Raw genomic sequence first — 22,808 nt, forward strand, 5'->3', positions numbered from 1 at the left:
TCGCCAACTTCTTAATAGCCAATTTTCGCTCCTTTCGGGATCACGACAATACCGTCGTCAGATACGTGATATTTCTTTTTATCTTCTTCAAGATTCTCACCAATCACCGTACCCGGGGCAATCTGTACATCTTTATCGATAATCGCGCGACGAATTATGCAGTTTGCACCTATTTTTACATCGCCCAAAATGACAGATTCAGAAATCGTGCTGTTGTGATCAACATTGGTGCGGAAGCCTAGTACCGATTGGTGAATGTGAGCGCCTCGAATATAGCTACCCGCTGAAATCATGCAGTTATTTATATCTACCTTGCAGTCTTCACTATCTAAAATAGTTGCTGGTGGTAATGGTGGGTAATGAGTATGGAGCTGCCATTGGCGGTTGTACAATGAAAAAGGGGCATCTTCGGAAAGCAGATCCATATGCGCTTGCCAGTAAGCTTCGATCGTACCTACATCACGCCAATAGCCATTACTTTTCTCACCAGGGATAATGTTTGAATTGAAGTCATAAACAAACACTTTTCCCTGCGGAAATAGCTTTGGAATAATGTCTTTACCAAAGTCATGGCTGGAATTTTCGTTAGCCGCATCTTCATTTAATTCGGCGCACAACGTGTCAGTTTCAAAAATATAATTACCCATTGAAACCAGGGCATGGTCAGGATCACCCGGAATAGATTTTGGTTTAGCGGGTTTTTCTTCAAAACCAATCATGCAGCCTTTTTCATCAACTTCAATAACACCAAAGGCACTGGCTTCGTTAAGAGGCATACGCAAGGCAGAAACTGTCAGTTCAGCCTCTTTTTCTTTGTGGAAATCCAGCATTTGTTTCACATCCATTTTATAGATGTGATCACTACCAAAGATACAGACTTGGTCCGGTTCAGCCAGTTCAATAAAACCAATATTCTGATAAATAGCATCAGCTGTTCCATCATACCAGCGCTTGCCCATACGCATTTGTGCCGGGATCGGGTCAATAAATCGGTCTGTGATACCAGTCAGGTTCCAACCCTTTTTCATGTGAACATACAACGACTGAGACTTGAATTGAGTCAGTACATATATCTTCAGAAGATCTGCATTAACAAAGTTATTTAATGCAAAATCGATAAGCCGGTAACTCCCGCCAAATGGGACTGCAGGTTTAGTACGTTTATCAGTCAAGGGGCGTAATCTCGAACCCTCGCCACCAGCCAGTATCATTCCTAAAACGCCAGACATCCTATACTCCATTATCATTATGCCGTTTCGTGCATACGCAACGCGTATACATCATATAGACTTATATCATAAGGTGTATTTAATTTGAACAGTAAAATTAATAAAGCAGAAACCTATTTTAAGAGTACAGTTCGGGAAATAGACGACAATCCAGAGAGTAAACCTTGCTGTTATAGGTTAACAAGCTAGTGCGTTCTATGGTTGCTTTTCCAACGCCCTTAAGGTTGCCATACCAGTACCTGAATGAATTAAATAAAATCCGGTCAGGCAAAGATGCTTTTGATTATCGAATAAAAGATGATCGATAAGCCTGCCCCAACTGGCAAAGTAATAATCCAGGATGTCACAATATTTCGCACTACCCCCATATTTATTGCGGCAATACCACGCGCCATTCCCACACCCAATACGCCCCCCACTAATGTTTGCGTCGTTGATATTGGCAAACCCGTGCCTGATGCAATGACAACGGTACAGGCGGCTGCCAGTTCGGCAGCAAAACCGCGGCTAGGCGTTAAATGAGTAATACCTTGGCCGATAGTTGCCATAACCCGCTGGCCGAATACCGCAAGACCGATAACAATACCAACTCCGCCTAACGGCAGTATCCACCAGGAAAGTGCTGCTTTTGTTGCAATTTCACCGCCGCTGGATACCACGCTTACCACCGCAGCCAACGGACCGATAGCGTTGGCAACATCATTAGAACCATGGGCAAATGCCATACAACAGGCAGTGATCACCATTAAAATAGCAAAAACTTTTTCGACGTTGGTATAATGCATATCTTTGTCGGCATCAGCACTAAAGCTGATGCGGGTAATGAAGAATTTACCAATAATCGCAACAATAATCGCAACACCAATGGCCCATAAATACCCTTCGGCAACACCGAGGTTTAGTCCAATGTGTTTTAATCCTTTCTTAATGGTTACCAACGATAAGATAAAACCGGCCAAGAACATGTACACCGGTACATAGCGTTTGGCCGCATCGAGCGGTTTATCGGTATCGAAAATAAGTTTCTGGGCGCTGTTAAAAATAATAAAGGCGATAATGCCAGCAATGAGTGGAGTGATAACCCAGCTGCCAACAATCGCACCAATTTTGCTCCAGGTGACGGCATCTGTACCGGCGGCAACCACGGTAAATCCAACAATAGCACCGACAATTGAATGGGTGGTTGATACTGGCCAGCCCAGATAAGAGGCTATCAACAACCACAACCCAGCAGCTAATAGCGAGGCTATCATACCAAACACCAGTTGCTCGGGCGCGTTAACAAAATAATTCGCGTCAATGATGCCTTTACGAATTGTAGAGGTGACTTCTCCGCCTGCGAGATAAGCGCCGGCAAACTCAAAGATCATGGCGATAATAATGGCCTGTTTAATGGTCAGGGCTTTAGAGCCGACCGACGTACCCATTGCATTGGCAACGTCGTTAGCCCCTATACCCCAGGCCATAAAAAAGCCGACCGCAGCGGCAAACAAAACCAGTATGGTTCCGTAACTAGTAAGTATGTCCATTCAGCCGTTACCTTATGTTAGCGAGCCAGCATAATTTCCAAACGTGCACCAACACGTTCAGCTAAATCGGCAAGTTCACCGACCCATTCGATGATCTGGTATAAAAAGATGACATCAACGGGATTTAAATCTGCTTCTATTGCCAATAAAGAACGGCGTAACTCAATTTGCATGGAATCGGTGCCATCTTCAATTTTATCGAGCTGATTGATCATTTTTTCAACCAGATCCACTTCACGCCCCTTAAAGCCCGTTTCTAACAAGTCATCAAGTTCATTGATCACATCTGCGGCTTTTTCGGTAGCATCAATGCAGAGGCTTAAGTAATCAAAAAACTGTTCTGAGAGTTCATCTGGGATTTGTAACTTACGCCCTATTACCCGGCCTGAAATATCTTTGGCTTTGTTGGCAATTTTGTCCTGCTGAGTCAGTAGTTCCAGTACATCAGTACGTTGTACCGGCATAAAAAAATTGTTGGGTAATTCGAGCCGGATCGTTCGCTTTAGCCGGTCGGCGTCTTTCTCCAGCTCCGATATCTGCTTGCGGATCACTTCTGCCTTTTCCCACTCATTCTCGACACAAGCACGGAAAAATGGTTTTAATTGATGACAACATTTAGCGACCAGTCGAATATGCTGCTCTAATGGTTTCAGTGGCGATTTAGCAAAGACATCCAGTATCAAATTTCTTGTCATAATATTATCCAACGAAGTGTTAGTCTCATGTTTAAATTTAAGACTGTTTCGTGATAAAAACACGTTAGCTTAGAATTTTATTTCAGACCAACGGTGATGGGGCTGAATAACACCTTAATATTGTAAAAACGTTGCCCTTCAGTCTTAATTATATATCTGGTTATCAAGAATGTTAGTGTTTTGTAATCTGCCCTTTATTCCCAATGGATTACCAGCTTTGCGGTGAATATTATGGCCACTCTTTATAATCTATTGTTGATTTATCATTGCGTATTTTGTTGTAGCTATAGCTAGATTATTTATGTTTATATCAACCATCATCAAGACTACCGGTATTAAGCAAAATGACCTCAATTTCTTCGATAATCTCTTCCCTGCGGAGGACATTAAATTGCTGGGTCAGTTCATCCGATAGATTGTCAAGGTGCTTGACTGCGCCTTCAAGGTGTATCATGCGGCGGTGGTTTTCCTCTATCAAAGAGGTATAGAGTAATTCATGCAAAGCAGCAAAAAGATACTGTTCCGTTAGGTCGAATAGAAACCCTTTTGGGGGTAGGTTCAGTAGCGGCGGATATGGGAAGCACGGAGGCTGGTGCCGGTTATGTTCAAAAGGCGGTAATAATTTTTTCGTGACAAGACCCTCCTCGCCACTATGGTAAACACCATACAAACTTAGCATCGGGTGTTGTGCCTGCAAGTCAGCGAGAGCTTGCACGGCATGGTCCAGCACGGCCGGTACTTCTTCCACTACGATGGGGCCATCTATTCGGGCAGATACGTGCATATCGTCTGGCATTAGGTTGTAAAGCTTGCGTCCGACGACGATCAAGGTTGGCTTAATGTTCGGATGCGTACTTAAAGACTGCTCAGTATGACGTATCACGGCTTGGTTGAAATCACCACAGAAACCCCGTTCGGTACCGATCAGGAGATATACCGGGGTTGTCTTCATTTCTTCTGGGAGTGCTTCAGGATAAAAACTAACAAAGTCGGAGGCCACTTCGGTTAGGCCTTCAACTACCTTATGCTGAGAATCAAGAAACGTGCTGAGCTTGCGGGTTTCCATATAGGCTAGCGTTTTCATGGCGTTTAAAATATTTCTGATCTCGTGCAGGCTATGGCGATGGTGTTGTAAGTCTTGGCGTCGAGTCATGGGGAATTTTCCTCGGCGTTTCCCTGAACAGTAGTGGCGGATAACAGCCAATCGGTTACCGCATGGCTCCACTTGTCCCGGGGGCTGTCAAGAGTCAGGCTGGTGTTTTGTGCCTGGTGTTCGAGGATATCGAGGAGAGAACGGATTTTTTTTCGCTCGGTATTATTGAAATGACCATCGTTAAAAGCCACGAGCCATGCCAGTTGAGAAACTTCATGGAGAGGAGAGAATTGCTCCTGTTTGAGGATCTCCCTTAATGTCAGGCCGCGTTGAATCGCGGCTTCCATGGAGGCCTCAAGACGAGCGCCAAAGCGGGTGAAACTCTCTAGCTCTAGGAACTGCAGGTAATTTAACTTCATACTCCCCGCCTCCTCCTTGATGCGAGGGTGCTGTGCTTGCCCGCCAATACGAGAAACAGATCGGGCGATATCAATTGCTGGACGAAAGCCGCCGGTGAACAGATCACGTTCAAGATAGATCTGTCCGTCTGTAATCGATATCAGGTTGGTTGGTATATAGCCGGCGATTTCCCCCTGCTGGGTTTCAACAATAGGCAGTGCGGTCATTGTACCGCCGCCATGTGCCGGACTCAGGCAGGTGGTTCGCTCCAACAGACGGGCATGTATCGAGAAAATGTCGCCGGGATAGGCTTCTCGTCCCGGCGGTCGCCGCAAAAGCAGCGACAGCTCGCGGTATATTTTAGCGTGGGTGCTGAGATCGTCATACACAACCAGCGTGTCTAGCCCTTGCTGCATCCAATATTCGGCAATTGCGCAGCCGGAAAAAGGAGCGAGGTGCTGTAATCCGGGAAGGCTGCTCGCCTCCGCAACAACCACCGTTGTATACTCCAGTGCACCATACTCGCGCAGAATGTCTATGGTATTGAGCACGGTAGAGCGTCTTTGGCCGATGAGCACATAGACGCAGCGTACATTTTTGTCTCGTTGGTTAATCAACGTATCGAGTGCGAGTGCACTTCGGCCCAGACCTTCGTCACCGATGAGCAACTGTCGTTGTCCCTTACCGATGGGGATCAATGTATCAATGATCTTGATACCCGTATATAAAGGCGAATGAACAAAATCTCGGCTGGTAATCGGGGGCGAAAAGCTATTTATACGTTGCCATGCCGAAACGGTCGGCAGGGCTTTTCCATCGAGCGGTATGCCCAGCGGATCGATGACCCGGCTGAGTAGCCCGTCACCGACAGGAACGCTTAAAGGGTGGCGGGCATGATGGACCGGGGTTCCGGCGGTCAGGCTCTTTGTCTCATGTAATAAAACGGCGCCTACCTGATCGTCGGTCAGATCAAAAACCATTGCCCGGCTACCGTCCTCCAAGGTGAGTATGTCGTCCATCGCCGCCGAGGGAAGCCCCGTAATCCTTGCGATACCATCCCCGACGGACAGGACGATTCCCCGCTCCTCGATGCGTAAGCCCGCTCTGTAATCCTTGAGCCATGCGGCTTGCTGTGTAAGGGGACTGCTGAGTTCGTACTCATTTACTGGCATAGGCAAATTCCGCAAAACCTTTTAAGTCATCTCGTACATTGGCATGCAATCTCCAGGCGCCGATAGTGACTCGCAATCCCGCGATCAGCTCAGGCTCCTGGTCATAATGTACGGGTACTGACAATTGGGTGATTGTTGCGAGTACTTTCTCCAGCTCTTGCCGCTTGTTATCTGGCAATGGGTAAACGCTGGTGATCATAATCGCTTCAGGTAATTCGCCCCATTGCAGCCGTAGCGAGGCGGTATACTCACTGGAGAGTGAAGACAAATCGTCCAGCAAGATATCCAGCAGGCGTATCTCCAGTTCTGGACCTGAGGCCTTGCTGAGCAGAGAGCTGGCGAACTGCGCGCTCTGTTGTAATGCCTGATACTCTATCTCACGGGTGGCTTCCATAAGCTGGCGAGATTCGGCTACTCTGGCTTTTTCTCTTTCCTGTTCAAGTGTCTGTTTCAGCAGGTTTAGCTTGGACTGCCTCTCAGCGTTAAGCTCCTCCATTAACTCGGTTCGTGCCAACTGGCACTCATGCTCCCAATCAGCCAAGCGATTTTTATATTCTTTTTTTAAGACAGTGGACTCATCATTAAGGCGCTGGGATTCGGCGAGCTGCTCCTCAATACCGGTACGGCGCTGGGTGATCACCGCCATAACCGGTTTAAAAAGAAAGTGCTTAAGAATCCAAACCAAAACCAGAAAATTGACGATTTCCAGCAGGAAGGTAGACCAGCTTAACTCCAAAACATCACTCCTTCATGGTTGAGCGTTACCAATGTAGTTGCGCGCTCGATCCTACCGAATAAGATATTCCAGCAGTGGATTACGGAACAATACGATCAGCACAATAACGAGTACATATATCGCGAGTGACTCAATCATGGCCAAGCCGATGAAGAGCGTGCGCATTATTGCTTTTTCCGCCTCGGGTTGACGCGCTAAAGCATCCATGGCCCGGCTAACAGCCCACCCCATAGCAACCGCCGGCAGCATAACACCCAATGAGATACCGAATATTGCTGCAGCGGTGGATGTCGTAATAAAGGTAGATAATTCAGGCATGCGATTTTCCTTCTTGTTGCTGCCGCTGGTGTTGATATTGCAGGCCTCCCGCGACATAGATGAGCGCGAGCATGCCGAAGATGTAGGCTTGTACCAGGGCTTCGATGATGTGAAGCATCAGGATTGGCACCGGTGCCAGAAATCCCGCCACCATGAGAAACATCAAGGCGGCCATTTCCAGGCTCATCATGTTACCAAACAGCCTCACCGCCAAAGCTACTGTACGGGTGATTTCCGCGATCAGGTGAAACGGCAATAGGATTGGACTGGGTTTGATGTAATGGATCAGATAACGCTTCAAGCCCTGAAGCCGGATGCCGTACCAGTGTGTCGACAGAAATACGATAATTGCCAGCGCAGAAGTCGCCGATAGGTCACGAGTCGGGGAATGGACGCCCGGGATGAGTCCGCTGAGATTGGCGATAGCCAGGAATACCCAAAGGCTGCCGATAAATGGCATCAGGCGTCGGGCGTGTTGAGGCGCGACCTCCGCAATGGCATTCTCAATACTTACGATGATGCCTTCAACTGCGGTCTGCACCAGTCCGGGATTGATACATAACCGACGCGACAACAACCAGGCGAGCAGCCATACGACGCCGATGATTACCCATGTTGTGACTACGGTGCTGTCTATCATAAAAAACACAGCATGAAGTCGGTTGGTGCCAGTAAGCTATCTTTCTTCATGGCACTATTCCTTAATAAAAAGATAGACGTTTACTGCACCCATCATCACTCCGAGCAGGATCAGGCTCGTTGTCCAGCGAATAGAGTAACCGTCCATCATGCTGTCTAGCCAATGGCCGAGATAGGCTCCCCCGACAATAGGTAATACGAGTAGTAGCCCCAAGGTTCCGATGTAGATTGTCTGACCGATAAGCGTCTGTTGCTCTCGCTCAGCTTTCTTCATGCGGTTTGCCTGACGTTCTATTTTTTCTTTCAAACCATTAAGTTTAGGCATGGTATTAAACCGACTCCTTCTTGCCAATTTCCCATAGCCGCTTGAACACCTCCTCTTCCATATGATGAAGGCTTTCTTTAAGCGTCTGTAACTTTTCTTCCTCTGCCAGCAATTGTTGTTGCAGAGCCTGGCTTATGCGCATGTAGTCATCATCCAGCAGATAGCGGTAAGTACATAATGTGAGTATATTGTTGTGGAAATAAATAACCCCACCAGGTACAGCCAGATATTTCCAGCTACCATCGCCGATACGGTACCTCGCTATCCCGACCGAAAGAATCGTCATGAAACGCGCGTGATCTGCCAGTATTCCGAAGCTGCCGGAGTCGTCTTCACCGGTAAAAGAAGAGACATCCACGATTTCCTCGGAATGAGTGGCATCCTGAAGCCTGAGCGTAAACGCCTTCACCGTACCAAATCCTCCATAACGCCCCGCATATAGCATCGCTCTTCGGGGATCTCATCGTAATGACCAAGCAGAAAGTTCTCGCAGTCAGTCAGCGTAGATTCAAGCGGTACCGACACACCAGGGATACCGGAGTGTGCGGCTGTCGTCCAAAAAGGCTGAGTGAGGTAGCGTTGAAGCTTGCGTGCTCGTATGATGATTTTGCGATCGGCGACGGATAGCTCTTCCACCCCCAACATCGTGATAATGTCCTCCAGCTCATGGTAGCGAGCCAGGTGTTCGCGAACACCTTCAGCGATGCTGTAATGGCGAGGTCCGAGCGTATGGCGATCCATCAGCTTATTGCTTGACTGCAAGACATCAACCGCGGGATAGATGCCTTTACTGGCTTGCGCACGAGACAAGATCACGGTGCTATCCAGGTGGCTGAGGATGGTGCTGACTGCCGGATCAGCCATATCATCTGCTGGCACATAAACTGCCTGTACCGAGGTGATTGTTCCGTTGTGCGTAGAAAGGATCCGGTCTTGCATCTCAGCGACATCTGTCGACAGGGTGGGTTGGTAACCTACGGTCGCGGGCATACGTCCAAGAAGGCTGGAGACCTCGCTGCCAGCCTGGACGAAGCGAAAGATGTTATCCATCACAAACAGTACATCTTTTTTCAGGGTATCACGCAGATATTCGGCATAGGTCAGCGCCGAAAGCCCGACACGGAAACGGACCCCCGGCGACTCATCCATCTGCCCAAACACCATCAGAGTCTGCGGCAATACCCCGGCATCGCGTATTGCATGCCAAAGCTCGTGACCTTCGCGTATCCGTTCGCCTACGCCAGAAAAGACGGATACCCCTTTGTGCAGCGTGGCGACGGAGTGCATGAACTCCATGATCAGGACCGTCTTGCCAACGCCTGCACCACCAAACAGCCCTGTTTTACCGCCTTTGATGAAGGGGCAGAGAAGATCAATGACTTTGATGCCGGTCTCTAGTACTTTGCCTACCCCTACAGACTCATGGATCGGAACGGGTTTGCTATGGACGTCACGGAATTCCGTCGTTTTAAGCGCGCTGCCGCCGTCCAGCGGCTCACCGAAAATATTCAGTAAGCGTCCGAGGCAGTCAGGTGTAACAGGGATATGAAGTGAAGCACCAGTATCATAAACAACCATGCCCCGATGCAAAGAAGCGTTTCGGTGCAAAATGATAGTGCGGATATGGCGCTTATCAAGGTGTTGATGGACCTCGAACAGGTAGGTTTCATTTGCGACGTTGGCACACAAGGCCTGATGCAGAGGCGGCAGCGTATCACAGTCGATAACTGCCACTGGGCCGTGGATCTCCGTGATAACGCCTATGGGTACCGGCTTCCTTTCAGCTTCAACCATGAATACCTCAGCCACAAACTGTGTATCGAACGATTAATTTACTTGTACTTTTATGCTTTATATTCTCATCGTAGCAGAATTGCCCAATATTGCTGTATGGCCCGTGTGGTTGACCTTATGTGTCACGTTATAACTATTCTATTGGATGTTGTAGGGTGTTTGGCGGCTGAGGCTTAAAGCCACTCGGCGACCTGGATAGGTATTATTTCTGTTCGACTAAAATCAGTTCTTTTGTGTCGAAACCTAATTCTTTAGATATGGTAATAAATCGTTCCAAGATCTCAGGTGCGACATGTGGGGTTCTGGATAGCAACCATAAATACGACAAGTCAGGACCCGAGACGAAAGCATACTGATAATTCTCTTTATCCAAATCGAATACGACGTAGGAGCCATAGAACGGACCAAAAAAGGATACTTTTAAATAACCTTCATCCGGTGATTTTACAAAAAACGCCTTTCCTTCTGCTTCTTGCCATTCACCATCTGATTCAGAGAAGCCTCGATTAAGAACAGAAACACCGCCATCTTCTCGCAAATTGTATTCAGCAGTAACGTTTGTCAGACCTCTTTCAAATGAATGGTCGAGTCGAGCTATTTCATACCACTTACCGAGGTAATTATTAATTTCGAATTCATTTACCGGAGTTACTCGCTCTGGCATACCAAGACAGCCACATAGAAACAACAATGTGATAATTATTAGTACTCTTTTCATGTTTTCTCCGTATTCCTGATACCGGCTCGTCACGGTCTACTCGACAAGTGTGGCTCTCAAATCCCACGCTTGGACCATTTTCATGTCATCTAAAACCATTGTTTCCGTGAGCCAATCTAATGTTGTCATCAGGTGCATCAATATGGGTTATCTATGCCCCACAGTCAGGTAAATAGTTGCCTGAATTGTCACTGCTGACTACACCTTCCCCCCCCCTATTTTCGGCTGCTCAAAACGGAGCATTCAACGGATACTTAAATATCATGGCACCATTTTTTAGAATGTTATAATGCAGCAAAAAACAGTGCATGCCATAACGCTACTCAATAGAGATATCAGTATCATTAATATTGCGCAAAAAATGGGTGACAGTGACCCAGAAAATTTTACGCGTGCATTCAAGAGACACGCAGGATTATCACCGTCTTCATTTCGTCGGGAGGGACTGTCTGATATAAAACCCGAGAGTAGAGGAAGTATATTCAGTCGCATAGGTTCCAATGTGGCTTCATAAAGAAACAAAAGTTAGATAGCCCTGAGCTCTAATATAGAAATGAGAAATCTTGAAGAAACACCGAACTGTGTCTAGTCCTATAGACAATCAACAACGTGCTTCAACTCTCTACTTTCTTCAACCATATGGGAATCTCGTTCTTCTCGATAATTTTCACCGATCACTTATAGGCCAATAACTTCGGTGTAAAAAATGCTTGGATACCTCGTAATCAGAGCAAATAATGCAACATGATGAATACCTTTAAACATGATGTTCCTTAATACTAACAACGAGAAGAAGGTGTACGATACTACCACCCTAGTTAAAGTTAAAATCTTAATTACAAGAATGGCTGTGTAGGAAGATTGTCCACATGAGCATCAATATTTAGTGGCCTGATTTTGGGGAGACACTCGTCAGTGGCTTGGTAAACGAAGGTCAAGCAGTTTTCTTATGAGGGTAAGACACTCAGTTGCCGCCGTGCTGATCGTTGTTGTTGCAGGTTAAGGTGTAGAGAAAAAATGAATATTCACAGAATAAGATTCTTGTCTGTTGTTGGATTAAGCATAATAAGCGGTGCTGCAATGGCAGCAGATGATGCAAAGCTCAGTATTATTGACAGAAAGGCGAGCTTGGTAAATGCGATGGCAGAAGGTACTCATCGACGTATTCAAGTTTTGGAAGCCGAAGACATGATCCTTCTTCAACGAAGCGATAATATCGTTCCATCTCCTGACCCTAAAGGAAATTACAGATCCCTTAGTCAGGGTGGTCGATTCGGTACCGATGCAACAGCAAGTGTTGATGGATTGAACGGCAATCAAGAACCGGGGAGATCACATGGCTCATTGGGCATCGTCGGTGCCGCAGGTACGGAGGGGCCAGCTCTGGCAATTGGCCCCCTTAATTAGCCATGCAGAGCGGTATTATCTGCATCTTTCAGACTTCGGTGTGACCACTACGATTCCTTAGTTTACATATACCGGAAAATAGCCTTATGGTTATTTTTTTTAGTGCAGTGATTTTTTCAAGCTAACAGACCTAACTGCCACACTGCAAAAATCGCCCAAGACTATATTTTGTCTACTCGGAGATCTCTTCACGATCACACCGATGGAAAATAGATGGTCTGTGGTATATGGTTTAATGGAATACTTGTTGGTAATGTGAGTTTCAATATGATTAATCACGAACTGAACAAAGTCGAGATCGGTTATTGGTTGGTTTAACGTGACGAACCTTATTACAAAATTGTTTCTTGCTCTACAAGGATTTATAAATATTTATGGATGTTATTGACGATTTTTTGGGACAGTACAACCGGCAATACGATTTTTATGCTGAGCTGGCGAGATTGGGTTCAAATGAACTTGAACAGGAGTTGGCGAAAAGAGGTATCAAGGCAATAGTTTCATATAGAGCTAAGAAGCCTGAAAGGTTAAAAATAAAGCTTGAACAACGAAATCATAATAAACCATACAAAAAAGTAAGTGATATTTTTGATGATATTGTCGACCTCGCAGGTGTTAGGGTTGCTTTATATTTCCCATCAGACAGGGAGCCTGTTGATGAGATCGTGTATGAATTGTTCAAAGTAAATAAGAGAAAGGTTTTTCCTGAAAAATCTCATAAACCTAAATTTGAAAAAAGATTTTCTGGTTATTGGGCTTCCCATTATAGAGTCAACATAGCTGATATAGACAAGAGCAAAGATAGATATAAAAATGCTATTTTTGAAATACAAGTTGCATCTGTACTTATGCATGCTTGGTCTGAGGTTGAACACGATCTAGTTTATAAACCTCTTTCAGGAAACTTATCTGAAGAAGAGCTTTTGATCCTAGATGAAATAAATGGCTTGGTTCTAACTGGAGAAATAGCCCTGGAAAGATTGCAAAAAGCAATGACAGAAAGAACAAAAAGAAATAATGATATATCAGGCAGATATGAGCTTACTAGTTTAATAACAAGCACACTAAATAAAAATTACATTAAGAAACTAAAACTAGGAGATACAAAAATATTATTTAATTACATAAAAGGAACGGATGATTTTAGTGCGAAGAAATTCACTGATTATCTAAGTAAAGTCAATCAGAGCGAGAAGGAGACAATATCAGATCAATTGTTTACTATGATGATTAGCGATTCCTTTGCTCACGATGAAAGTGATCATAAGTTAGAAAATTATTTCAAGCGATTATTAGGTAGTAAAATTGATGTCTCTGGATTTGAGTTTTTTGTTAAGTCATGGCTAGTTCTTGAAAAAGCAGTCAGTGTTATTAATAGTGAGAAGAATTGCCATCATAAAAAATTTTCCACCGCAAAATTTGAGCAGCTTGTTGATGGAAAATTAATTACTGTCGATGAAGCTAATGAACTGAGTTATTTAAGAAGAATGAAAAACAATTTACTTCATGGTATTGAAACGCCTAACGATGAAGAATTGATCATAGGTTGTAATCGTCTCGTTGATATTTCAATAAACATAATTTCTTTTATTGAAAGTGAAGAAGAGAAAGAAAAACTTACTTCACAGTTAAATCTAAATCGTACCAGGCAATAAAAAATCGAGATGATGCTTTATGCTCGCAGTTTTGGTTCGGATTCAGCTACGCTTGAAGAATGTGTTAAATACTAATGGAAGTCTATCGATGAATGAAATTACGCAAATACTTAACTTCATTGTCGAGGTTGAAAAATTAAAATCGGTTATTCGTAAAACTCGCCCCGTCGGCCTTCGGCGCTATGAGAATTCAGCGGAACATAGTTGGCATGTTTGTCTTTCTTCTCTAATTCTTAAAGATTACGCCAATGACCCCGTGGACATAAATCAAGTGATTAAGATGCTGTTGATTCACGATTTAGGTGAGATCGATGCCGATGACAAAATCATTTATTCAAGTGAAACAGTTGAGAATAAATTGAATGAAGAGTCTGGGATAAGACGGATCTTTGCTATTCTTCCTCAAGGTCAAGCAGATCAATATCTATCGTTATGGCATGAGTTTGAAGCAGGAGAAACTCCCGAATCAAAATATGCAAGGGCAATAGATCGTGTTCCACCTTTACTCCATAATCTTCATGATAACGGCCATAGTTGGAAAAAGCACAATATCCCGAAAGAGAAAGTTTTCTCATTGAATCGCCGTCGTATTTCTGAGGGGAGTCACCAGCTTTGGGATGCGATCGAAGTTAGATTAATAAAAGCGGTTAAGGATGGCCTGTTGAACTGATGGCACTGAGTCTTAAGTTTGAAGCTTGACTCAATTGAATGCTCTGAACCAGTCAATTTTCTCACGTTTCAGCTCTGCCTGCGCAATGGCTTTTGAAGCAAAACGGATATCTTCGCAGTCGTTATAGTTCCCATTTCCATCAATTAGTCGCTGCTTTAAGTAATCGGCATTCCCCATCGCCCGATACCGCTGACCTGTTCGTAGTGACGCTGTCATTGAATTTCGTTTGGGACTTCCCGTGTAGCGGAGGATCCGAAGGTAGAAAGTGTTTATTTTTTTCAGCATCGAGAAATGCAATGTGCCTTCACCATCTTTTGAACGACGTTTTGTGTGACCTTATGTGTCACGTTATAACCGTTCTGGATTGCAGCCTGAACTGATGAGCCGGCTGAATTCCTCTGTGCATACATAATGATAACTCCAATTATTCAGCGAGTTATCTCTTTTTCATCAAACCTTGCTCTATATGTCCTCACCATGAGCCTTTGGCGGTGAGGGGGCAAAAGGCCATGATGCGAGTGCATTGAATAAATGAAACGGTCTTGCAGGGGAGGGGGGGAGCTTCACTGTTTGCGACCCATATGAGGTAACGTAATTCCATACATCGCATGTGAAAAAGAGCTGCTCGAAAGCAGCTCTCAGTGGAAGATTATTTTTGTGTCTCAATCCAGTTTTCAATACTGGTTTGAACGACTTCCATTGGTTGATCACCGTATTTCAATAGCTGATCATGGAAAGCAGCCCAATCAAACTGATTGCCAAGCTCCGTTTGTGCTTTCTCAAGCATTTCTCTTATGACGAGATAACCTGACTTATATGAGACCGCTTGCCCAACATATGCAGCGTAGCGGAAGCTTTCAGATTCTATATCCCCATCCCCTAATGCCGAATTGGCTCTCATGTAATCACGTGCTTGCTGGATACTCCAGCCCTTCGCGTGAATACCGGTGTCAACAGCAAGGCGCATGTTACGGAGTTGGGCTTCGTTCAGGCTGCCAAAGTACTGTAGAGCATTACACTCTTCCATGTCGGTGTAAATACCGCCTTGGAATTCGTTATAATCCAGATCAGTCTTACACATACCAGTGGCATTTTTGAATGTTGGTTTGCCCGCCTCATCAAGTTCACCATAGATGTTCATTTCCAGTCCCAGCCATTCGGTATACAGTGCCCAACCTTCAGCGTATGCGGTATACCACACATTTTTAATATAGTTTGGCTTATCAGCAGGTGGATACTCAATCGAATAGGCATTCTGGAAGTGGTGACCAGGGGCTGCTTCATGGAGCAACAAGGTAGAGACATTCCATTTCTGGAGGCTGTAATTTGGGTTTGTATTTAAATTAAACTCATTGCCGCCATAAGATCCCACCCCCTCATACAGTTCACCGTCTGCAGGTATTGGTACGATGCTGTAATCAGTCTTAATTGGCTTGAAGTATTGTGCAACAACACCGTTCGCATCGTTTTTGAACTTGTAGTAGTCTTCGAGTGCAGCCTCACATGCGGATGGAATTGATGCATTTCCGCAGCTTTCATCGTAAGGTGTTCCGGAAATATTTCTTCCATCACGCCCATAAAAGAATTTTTCACTGTTCAGATAGGCAAAAAACTCATTCAGCACGATTTTTCCATCGGCATCAACCAGCTCGAATGTACGATCGATTACCTTTTGATCTTTATCTCGCCATTTTTCGGTGATCGTCTTCCCATGCTTATCAACAATGACCAGAGCAACCCGCTCCATCTCTGCTTTGGCATCGGCTACTAACTGCTCCCCCAATTTACTAAGTTCCGTAGCCGATTTACCTGTCGTACTGTTTCGATCTAAATGCCACTGGTACCACGCTTGTCCGTTTGGCAAATGTCCCCAGCCAATATTGGTATCAGTCAGTGCTCCTGTTCCTCTTGCTGCTGTATTGTAATCTCCTTTCAGGTAGGCAACCAAATCTGAAGTCGCTGCAATGGCGTCGTCTACCGCTGTATTATATTCTGCGATAAATGCTGCATCGTATTGATCTGAATGAGTTTGTATGTCGCTAATACCAGACTTCAACATTGCATAGTTGTCTTTCGCAACACTCTCTTCAGTACTGTTTACGTAGCGATCGATTAACACTTTGGACAGTTGAATGCGCTCTACTTCACCCATCAAATACTGTGAATGCAGGTTATTAACCCAGGATGTGTAATCCCGAACGGTTTGAAGATGGTCCTGATAGGCTTGCGACGAAGTTTGGGTATCACCCGCTTCTGATGCGTACCACTTTACATAGTTGTAAAAATGCGTAATTGGAATATCAAAGCTGCCAAATCTCGCGTTTGGTAGTGTTCCGCCACGAATAGTAATATTTCGATCGAAGAGGAAAGTATCAAAATAGATTTTGTCTTCATCAGACAGTTTATCTCTGTCCAAGGCTTCCAACTTATCGAGATACATCCTGTCCAAAGATTGAAGAGATGATGCCATCTGATCTGTCATCTGGCCAAAAGGAGAACTATCTAGATTTTTACTTGCCGCCTGATAATCAGCAAATATCTTGCGCATCTCAATTGCAGGATTTATTTCAGGGGCAGTAATTGGAGGAGGTGTTGGGGAGGAATGTGAAGTTATTGTTGTCGTTTCATCATTACAACCACCCAGAGAGACAGTTGCGAATACAGCTGCAGCGGCAGCATTTAAACGCAGAAATCCACTTTTCATTGCTTATTCCTTATTGTCTATTTATTGGACCGTATCGACTTGAAGTAAAAATATGCAATGATGTTAATACTAAGGTTGGGACTGAAGTGAGAGAAAAATCACAGATTAATCTGATAATAATTAGTCATGTTTGGGAATAATCAGGTGAGTAGTGCTTTTATTCTATTAACTGCGTAAAGAACTGCTTGTAGATAGATAAGCTGAATATATGGGGTAGGTCGGTGAATAATTCCGTAAAAAATAAATTATTATTGAATTTAAATTTTGTGCAGGATGTCATCTTTTTCCGTGGTTTGTGATTCAGGAACGGATAGATACTCAAATCTATGAATAAAGAAGATTTTTCAACTAAATTGGTTGATTTTTTTAAGTAGTCAAAGAGAAATTATCGGGACTAAATCTTTAAGTAATCTTAATAAGCCAAACTAGATTATTCAAAGGTTCACCTCATTAAGGATTTTACTCACTGAATTCAGTGTCTGAAACTTCTGGGACAGATGATGATCAGTATGACGCTCGGTTTCTCACAAAAGCAAGCGTTGTGCAAGACTTGGTGGTTTTGGAGCTAGTGCCGTTTCAGGCTCGCTTTCGGTTAAAGCGTGCGCGAGAAGCTATCTCGGTTTCGCCCCCCCCCCCAAGCGTGTTACGTATTCTTTGCGACTCAAACTCGCTCACAATTTTGCCATGTTTTATTTTATGTGAATGATTCCCGTCCTCCTATAATAATAAAAGGTTGGAGGAGTCTAATTATCTGTTAGGCGTCCTTAATCATTTAATTTATTGAGGTCGATATGAGCTCTAAAGTTAAAGATACAAACGGTTGTTGCTATGAGGCAGTGAACATGAGTGAGTCATCGTCTACTTCCGATACGGGTTGTTGTGCTCCACCTAATGGATCTAATAAAGGGGAGAATGATTCAGTATGCTGTGGTTCTCAGGGTACATCGACATTACCGAATAATATGCAAGTAAAGAAGGAACACTTAGATATAGATTTCATGTATCTGGATTTAAGTATCTGTACACGGTGCCAAGGTACAGAATCCAGTTTGGATGAAGCGATTACGGAAGTTAGTAAGATTCTTGAAGCAACAGGTACTCAAGTGAACGTCCAGAAGATTCATGTCAAAAGCGAGGTACAGGCAGCAGAACTTGGTTTTGTCGTATCTCCCACAATCCGGGTGAATGGCCAAGACATTCAGATGAACTTTAGGGAAAGCCGCTGCGAATCATGTGGCACTCTCTGTGATTGTGAAGGAGAAGTATCATGCCGCGAGTGGGAATATCAGGGGCAATGGTATGTTGTTCCACCAAAAGGACTAATCATAGAGGCCATTCTTATGGAAGTATATGGTGGTGCCAAAGAAGAGCGAGAGGTAGCACATCGAACTGAACGGGTGCCAGATAACCTGAAACGCTTTTTTGATAGTACGCACCAGAAATAAATAATGAAGATACCTAACCACAGCTTGCAGTGTATCGCTAATCCACTGCGCTCCATAGCGGCAACTAACCAAGCGCACAGAACTCCATACCAAAAATGCCGAGTGTAAGGCATCACCTTGATTGCCTTGTTATAAGTTTTTTACGCTGCGCAATGAGCCAGCCATTTACATTCGTCGAGCCTGAAGTCTGAAAACTCAGCTTTGAAGCTAGAATTGGTTGGACTACATGCATATAGACCAAAGTTAACCGCTTGAGTTGCTGGCAATGGAGGATTCAATTTACCCATTTCGACGGTCGTTTCTCCAAGTTCATGCAAATGGAAAAATCTCATCTGACGGAATTCAACGCCATCAAATGAAGACTCAATCAAAAAATCAGGCCCTCGACGACTTAGCCTATACCAAATACATTTAGGTGTTTCGATATCATTTGTAGCCCAATCAGAGTATCCATTGTTTGTAACAACGCTACCAAGCCTTGAAAAGTCAGAATTATCATACTCGATAGAAGCTTTAAACCAATTTTCACTATTAATATAGATAATAAGACCACATTGATCGAACAAGTGTTTATATTCGAAATCTACTTTAGCTGTAAATGTGAAATTCTCGGCACTTTCAAATAAAAAGGCAGGGGCATTGTCATTTCTAAATCCATAATAAGAGCGCTGCCAAAAATCGGTTTCTGGTTCTGTATCAATAATTACTGAATCTTTACCAACATAATAAGACTTAGGCTCATTAAGCCATTTTCCATTTTTTAGAACATTTTCCATAATACTATCCTGAAAACTTATAACGCCTAGGATAAGGTGCGCCACGATAAACTCACCAAATCCATTGAACTTCAAACCAAAAATGCCGAGTGTAATGCATCACCTTGATTGTTTTGTTACCTGCGAGAATGTTACGGTAATAAGTCCAGTTGTTCAGCTGTTTCCATTAACATTATTGGTTTTAGAAACTCCTCGCTCTTTGATAGTTCAAGAAGATTTGACATACCAAGTCGCATAATAGATTCATGCATGCTCTTGTTAATTCCAATCAAACCAACCCAAGCTTCAAGAGGTTTAAAATCACCAGTTTCTGCGGCATAGTCAACTAAAACAAGAGAATATTCAGCATCAGCATCCTTTGTACAACGCCGCATTGCCATGTAATCTACAATTGGTAAAACTGACTTCTTATCTTCGATTGATAAAGAATTAAACCAATTATTTGATACACTACTTATCACTTTTTTAGTGGCGTCACACTTTTCATACTCTTGATTTAATATGTTAAAAGCATCTGACATAGTATCAGCATGCACTGAAATACTCAGAAACAGGCACATTATAGTCATACTTTTATAAAGTCGATTCATATATACACTTCCAAAAACTGTATTCTTTACCCGTTGTTTTCAAAGCCATATCAAATGCAGTGTTACCTACGCGCGTACGGGTAATTTTGTTAACACCTATCATTGCTTCACCAAACTGCTCCCAATCATATTTAGTTATGTTTTGGGCTGTTCCTTTAAATGTACCATTGATGACCTGTATAACTACAAGACTTGCAGTAAGAGAAGCCAATAAATTGCCTCGCTCTACAATGTCGTTAATTTCCTTTAGTGCTAGCTCCGATCCATAAGAGATCTCTAACCCTTCAATACTACAAAATTCCCTAATAGACATAATCACCTCGCTTAATATAAGGCATGTAGCATATACGAGCTGGTAATAAATGCTTCGGCTCACTTCACAGATGAACTAGTTTGATAAGAGCAGGTAACGCCTAGGATAAGGTGCGCCACGATGAACTCACCAAATCCACTGAATTTCAAACCAAAAATGCCGAGTGTAATGCGTCACCTTGATACTTTGTATGGATAATAAAACCAACTTCAGGGTAAAGTGAGACCCAGGCTTTAGCTGCAACTAAAGCTTTCTATACCGTAGTTCGATTGATGCTTGGCTCCTCTGATGAGAGACCGATAACAAACGTGAACACTGTATAGGACTCCAAGCACAACACTCGAATAGTCTACTGGGTCTCGAACCCGCATTACGCAATGCAGAGTTAGCTTATTATGGATACTTCAACAATTCAAAACATTAATATCGGCATCGATACCGGAAAGTCTCAACTCGATATTTACATCCGGCCACTCGATATTTTCTTCTCCGTTTCTAACGATGAGAAAGGGATTAAAGATGCCATCAATACCATTAAAAAATACTCACCACAACGGGTCGTGATTGAAGCCACTGGCAGGCTGGAAATGCCCTTCATTATTGCCTGTGCCGACGCCAATATCCCTTATGTGATTGCAAACCCTGTTCATGTAAAACGCTTTGCCGGTGCCATCGGTCAACGCGCTAAAACGGATAAACTCGATGCAAGGCTTATCGGCCACTATGCCGAGGCTATAAAACCAGCATTAACTCAGCTGAAGCCTGAATCCATGCGGCTTATGGCGGATTTGGTCATCCGAAGAAATCAGCTTCTATCAATGCAAACCATGGAAAAGAATCGCCTCCAAATACTACCTAAACACCTGGCTATGACCATCAAACCAATCCTGACGGCGTTCAAAAATCAAATCGGAAAAACTGAAAAGAAAATCGTCGCATTAATTGAAAGTTGCCCTGAATACCAGGCCAAAAATGAAATACTACAAAGTATGCCCGGTATCGGAAAAATTGCCTCCGCATCTATCATTAGCAACCTTCCGGAACTCGGCTATATCACCAACAAACAAGCTGCAGCCCTCGTCGGCGTCGCCCCCATGAACAGGGAAAGTGGACGCTATAAAGGACACAGGAAAATACAGGGCGGTCGGGCCCAGGTCAGAACCGTTCTCTACATGGCAATGATGTCTGCTATGTAATGTAACCCTGTTTTTAAGACGACCTATCAACGGCTTCTAGCTGAAGGAAAACCAAAAAAAGTGGCCATCATTGCCTGCGTAAGGAAGATGGTTGTCATCCTAAATTCGATGCTGAGAGATGGCGTTTTATGGGATGCAAAAACAGCTTAAATTAACTATTGACGCCATAGTCGTTTGTTAAATCTGTTTGAAACTCCGTATTGCCCAACAGATATCGTTCTAAAAACAATCAATCATCATCATATCAGTTGCGCTAAAAAGTGATTATCTATCGCAATTACAATCTATCTTGATAGCTTTAGTTTGAGATGGTCGGCTAAATAAAACTACTTAACCTCACATTTAATGATAGGCGATCTAATGAGTGATTTTTGTCAAGTAAACCACTTTGAACCATCGTTCAAAACCAAAGAAGCTATAGAGGATATGAACAATATTGTAGAAATGAGTTCATATCTTGATACTATATTAAGAGCAATTCCATTTTTTCAAATTTTTGCAGATCGAAATTCATATTTAGGTGTTTCAACAGTGTCAGCAAGTTATCAAATTAGCACCTCTGACTGGAAAAGTTATGCTGATGCCATAAGTGCAGTCCCACAAATTAAGCGAAATAGATTAGAATTTATTGCAGGACAGGCAATGAACTCTACAATGGGTGAAGAAAGTAAGTTTTGGGGGTGCGTGTATAATGCCTTACGATAAATTAAACCCATTATTGTGGCTAGTTTGTTTGTTATTTACGTCAAATTTATGGGCTAACTCGCTATTGCAATCTGATTCAGAATTAAAAGTAACACTAATGAATCACTACAACGTATTAAACAAGAAAGTTTCAGCTTGTAACTCCTTAAAAGAACGTCCAACCCCATCAGTTTCAGAGCCTTGGCTAACAGATTTACCGGAAAAAAACCAACGCGCTGTCTTTCTGGTTGTTAATGAGATAGCAATGGCACGCTGTTACAAACAAGAAGAAGTTAGCTACACTATGGCTTTAATAAATTACACTGCTGAAACAGGTGACTCAAGTTATCTTGATGATTGGATTAACACAAAAAAAAACTATTTACAGACTGACACAGTTTTATTACTACGTAAGTTAGATAGAGCTAAAATATATGAACTTTCAGAGCGTGAAAATTTATTTTTCCCTTTTAACCCATTCACCATACCACTATCAAAATAGTCATACCTTACGCTAATATAATAAATATATTAGCGTGAATTAACATCTACGATCCTTCGCTTAAGATCGATGCATCTGCTTACAGATTTAACTGTAGTGATGAGATGGTCTCCTCCCTCTCCCAAACGGCGTCATAATGCGCCAAGATAGTGTTGTTTCTACTATCTGAAATCGAGAAGGATAAGACCATGGTTAAGCATAAGATAATTGGTATTGATC

24 protein-coding genes and 1 pseudogene are annotated in these 22,808 nt (G+C 43.5%); 8 read left to right on the forward strand and 17 right to left on the reverse strand.

The features are described 5' to 3' along the window. Positions 1-11 precede the first annotated feature (11 nt). The 12 genes from glgC to C9I89_RS14190 all read right to left on the reverse strand — a co-directional run bounded on the left by glgC (position 12) and on the right by C9I89_RS14190 (position 10,647). A complete protein-coding gene (gene glgC, locus C9I89_RS14135; RefSeq protein WP_107283976.1) occupies positions 12-1,229 on the reverse strand; it encodes a glucose-1-phosphate adenylyltransferase in 1,218 nt (405 codons plus the stop codon). A gap of 263 nt (positions 1,230-1,492) precedes the next feature. Continuing rightward, a complete protein-coding gene (locus C9I89_RS14140; RefSeq protein ID WP_107283977.1) occupies positions 1,493-2,758 on the reverse strand; it encodes an inorganic phosphate transporter in 1,266 nt (421 codons plus the stop codon). A gap of 17 nt (positions 2,759-2,775) precedes the next feature. After that, entirely contained in the window at positions 2,776-3,453 is a 678-nt protein-coding gene (locus C9I89_RS14145; RefSeq protein WP_107283978.1) for a TIGR00153 family protein, read from the reverse strand. A gap of 310 nt (positions 3,454-3,763) precedes the next feature. Further along, positions 3,764-4,606, reverse strand: a complete 843-nt coding sequence (locus tag C9I89_RS14150) for a F0F1 ATP synthase subunit gamma (RefSeq protein ID WP_107283979.1) — start codon at positions 4,604-4,606, stop codon at positions 3,764-3,766. Continuing rightward, positions 4,603-6,117: a F0F1 ATP synthase subunit alpha gene (locus tag C9I89_RS14155; RefSeq protein WP_107283980.1), complete on the reverse strand. Its 1,515-nt coding sequence runs from the start codon at positions 6,115-6,117 to the stop codon at positions 4,603-4,605. The genes C9I89_RS14150 and C9I89_RS14155 overlap by 4 nt, the downstream gene beginning before the upstream one ends. Continuing rightward, entirely contained in the window at positions 6,104-6,853 is a 750-nt protein-coding gene (locus tag C9I89_RS14160) for a F0F1 ATP synthase subunit delta (RefSeq protein WP_107283981.1), read from the reverse strand. The genes C9I89_RS14155 and C9I89_RS14160 overlap by 14 nt, the downstream gene beginning before the upstream one ends. Before the next feature lie 51 nt (positions 6,854-6,904). Beyond that, positions 6,905-7,171: an ATP synthase subunit c family protein gene (locus tag C9I89_RS14165; RefSeq protein ID WP_107283982.1), complete on the reverse strand. Its 267-nt coding sequence runs from the start codon at positions 7,169-7,171 to the stop codon at positions 6,905-6,907. Next, on the reverse strand, positions 7,164-7,811 hold the full coding sequence (locus C9I89_RS14170) for a F0F1 ATP synthase subunit A (RefSeq protein ID WP_107283983.1): 648 nt from the start codon (positions 7,809-7,811) through the stop codon (positions 7,164-7,166). Before C9I89_RS14170 ends, C9I89_RS14165 begins: the two co-directional genes overlap by 8 nt. A 54-nt stretch (positions 7,812-7,865) precedes the next feature. Continuing rightward, the gene (locus tag C9I89_RS14175) at positions 7,866-8,135 is read right to left on the reverse strand and encodes an AtpZ/AtpI family protein (RefSeq protein WP_107283984.1); all 270 of its coding nucleotides are present in this window, start codon (positions 8,133-8,135) and stop codon (positions 7,866-7,868) included. 4 nt (positions 8,136-8,139) lie between these two features. Beyond that, positions 8,140-8,544 carry a F0F1 ATP synthase subunit delta/epsilon gene (locus tag C9I89_RS14180; RefSeq protein ID WP_107283985.1) on the reverse strand — a complete coding sequence of 135 codons (405 nt, stop codon included), beginning with the start codon at positions 8,542-8,544 and terminating at the stop codon, positions 8,140-8,142. Continuing rightward, positions 8,541-9,929 carry a F0F1 ATP synthase subunit beta gene (gene atpD, locus C9I89_RS14185; protein ID WP_107283986.1) on the reverse strand — a complete coding sequence of 463 codons (1,389 nt, stop codon included), beginning with the start codon at positions 9,927-9,929 and terminating at the stop codon, positions 8,541-8,543. Before atpD ends, C9I89_RS14180 begins: the two co-directional genes overlap by 4 nt. Positions 9,930-10,131: 202 nt before the next feature. Next, positions 10,132-10,647 (reverse strand): lipocalin family protein, encoded by a 516-nt coding sequence (locus C9I89_RS14190; protein WP_107283987.1) that lies wholly within the window; start codon positions 10,645-10,647, stop codon positions 10,132-10,134. A 289-nt stretch (positions 10,648-10,936) separates the two neighbouring features. Here C9I89_RS14190 and C9I89_RS23065 point away from each other — a divergent pair, with 289 nt between their 5' ends. The 4 genes from C9I89_RS23065 (at position 10,937) to C9I89_RS14210 (ending at position 14,379) form a co-directional block, all read left to right on the forward strand. Then, a complete protein-coding gene (locus C9I89_RS23065; RefSeq protein WP_107283988.1) occupies positions 10,937-11,161 on the forward strand; it encodes a helix-turn-helix domain-containing protein in 225 nt (74 codons plus the stop codon). 503 nt (positions 11,162-11,664) lie between these two features. Then, complete coding sequence (locus C9I89_RS14200) at positions 11,665-12,054, forward strand: hypothetical protein (protein WP_107283989.1); 390 nt, start codon at positions 11,665-11,667, stop codon at positions 12,052-12,054. Between the two features lie 374 nt (positions 12,055-12,428). Continuing rightward, positions 12,429-13,709 carry a RelA/SpoT domain-containing protein gene (locus C9I89_RS14205; protein WP_107283990.1) on the forward strand — a complete coding sequence of 427 codons (1,281 nt, stop codon included), beginning with the start codon at positions 12,429-12,431 and terminating at the stop codon, positions 13,707-13,709. A gap of 88 nt (positions 13,710-13,797) precedes the next feature. Continuing rightward, entirely contained in the window at positions 13,798-14,379 is a 582-nt protein-coding gene (locus C9I89_RS14210; protein WP_107283991.1) for an HD domain-containing protein, read from the forward strand. Between the two features lie 30 nt (positions 14,380-14,409). Here C9I89_RS14210 and C9I89_RS22345 read toward each other — a convergent pair whose 3' ends face one another. After that, entirely contained in the window at positions 14,410-14,595 is a 186-nt protein-coding gene (locus C9I89_RS22345) for a hypothetical protein (protein WP_146155070.1), read from the reverse strand. Between the two features lie 433 nt (positions 14,596-15,028). Continuing rightward, entirely contained in the window at positions 15,029-17,083 is a 2,055-nt protein-coding gene (locus C9I89_RS14215; RefSeq protein WP_107283992.1) for a DUF885 domain-containing protein, read from the reverse strand. A gap of 842 nt (positions 17,084-17,925) precedes the next feature. Between C9I89_RS14215 and C9I89_RS14220 the strand changes: the two genes are divergently transcribed. Next, positions 17,926-18,528, forward strand: coding sequence for a DUF2703 domain-containing protein (locus C9I89_RS14220; RefSeq protein WP_211315253.1), 603 nt, complete (start codon positions 17,926-17,928; stop codon positions 18,526-18,528). A gap of 140 nt (positions 18,529-18,668) precedes the next feature. Here the strand turns inward: C9I89_RS14220 and C9I89_RS14225 are convergent, their stop codons facing one another. The 3 genes from C9I89_RS14225 to C9I89_RS14235 form a co-directional block, all read right to left on the reverse strand. After that, positions 18,669-19,304, reverse strand: a complete 636-nt coding sequence (locus C9I89_RS14225) for a DUF1349 domain-containing protein (protein ID WP_107283994.1) — start codon at positions 19,302-19,304, stop codon at positions 18,669-18,671. 131 nt (positions 19,305-19,435) lie between these two features. Then, complete coding sequence (locus C9I89_RS14230; protein WP_146155071.1) at positions 19,436-19,825, reverse strand: hypothetical protein; 390 nt, start codon at positions 19,823-19,825, stop codon at positions 19,436-19,438. Between the two features lie 52 nt (positions 19,826-19,877). Beyond that, the gene (locus C9I89_RS14235) at positions 19,878-20,207 is read right to left on the reverse strand and encodes a hypothetical protein (protein ID WP_107283996.1); all 330 of its coding nucleotides are present in this window, start codon (positions 20,205-20,207) and stop codon (positions 19,878-19,880) included. A 395-nt stretch (positions 20,208-20,602) separates the two neighbouring features. On the opposite strand from C9I89_RS14235, the pseudogene C9I89_RS14240 reads away from it, so the two are divergent. From C9I89_RS14240 to C9I89_RS14250, 3 genes and pseudogenes are all read left to right on the forward strand, one after another. Further along, positions 20,603-21,553: pseudogene (locus tag C9I89_RS14240) on the forward strand (IS110 family RNA-guided transposase). A 210-nt stretch (positions 21,554-21,763) separates the two neighbouring features. Beyond that, positions 21,764-22,108, forward strand: a complete 345-nt coding sequence (locus tag C9I89_RS14245; protein ID WP_107283997.1) for a hypothetical protein — start codon at positions 21,764-21,766, stop codon at positions 22,106-22,108. Continuing rightward, positions 22,095-22,589 carry a hypothetical protein gene (locus tag C9I89_RS14250; RefSeq protein ID WP_107283998.1) on the forward strand — a complete coding sequence of 165 codons (495 nt, stop codon included), beginning with the start codon at positions 22,095-22,097 and terminating at the stop codon, positions 22,587-22,589. Before C9I89_RS14245 ends, C9I89_RS14250 begins: the two co-directional genes overlap by 14 nt. Positions 22,590-22,808: the final 219 nt, after the last annotated feature.

The organism is Photobacterium lipolyticum, assembly GCF_003026475.1.
In the GTDB taxonomy this organism is placed as follows: Bacteria; Pseudomonadota; Gammaproteobacteria; order Enterobacterales; family Vibrionaceae; genus Photobacterium; species Photobacterium lipolyticum.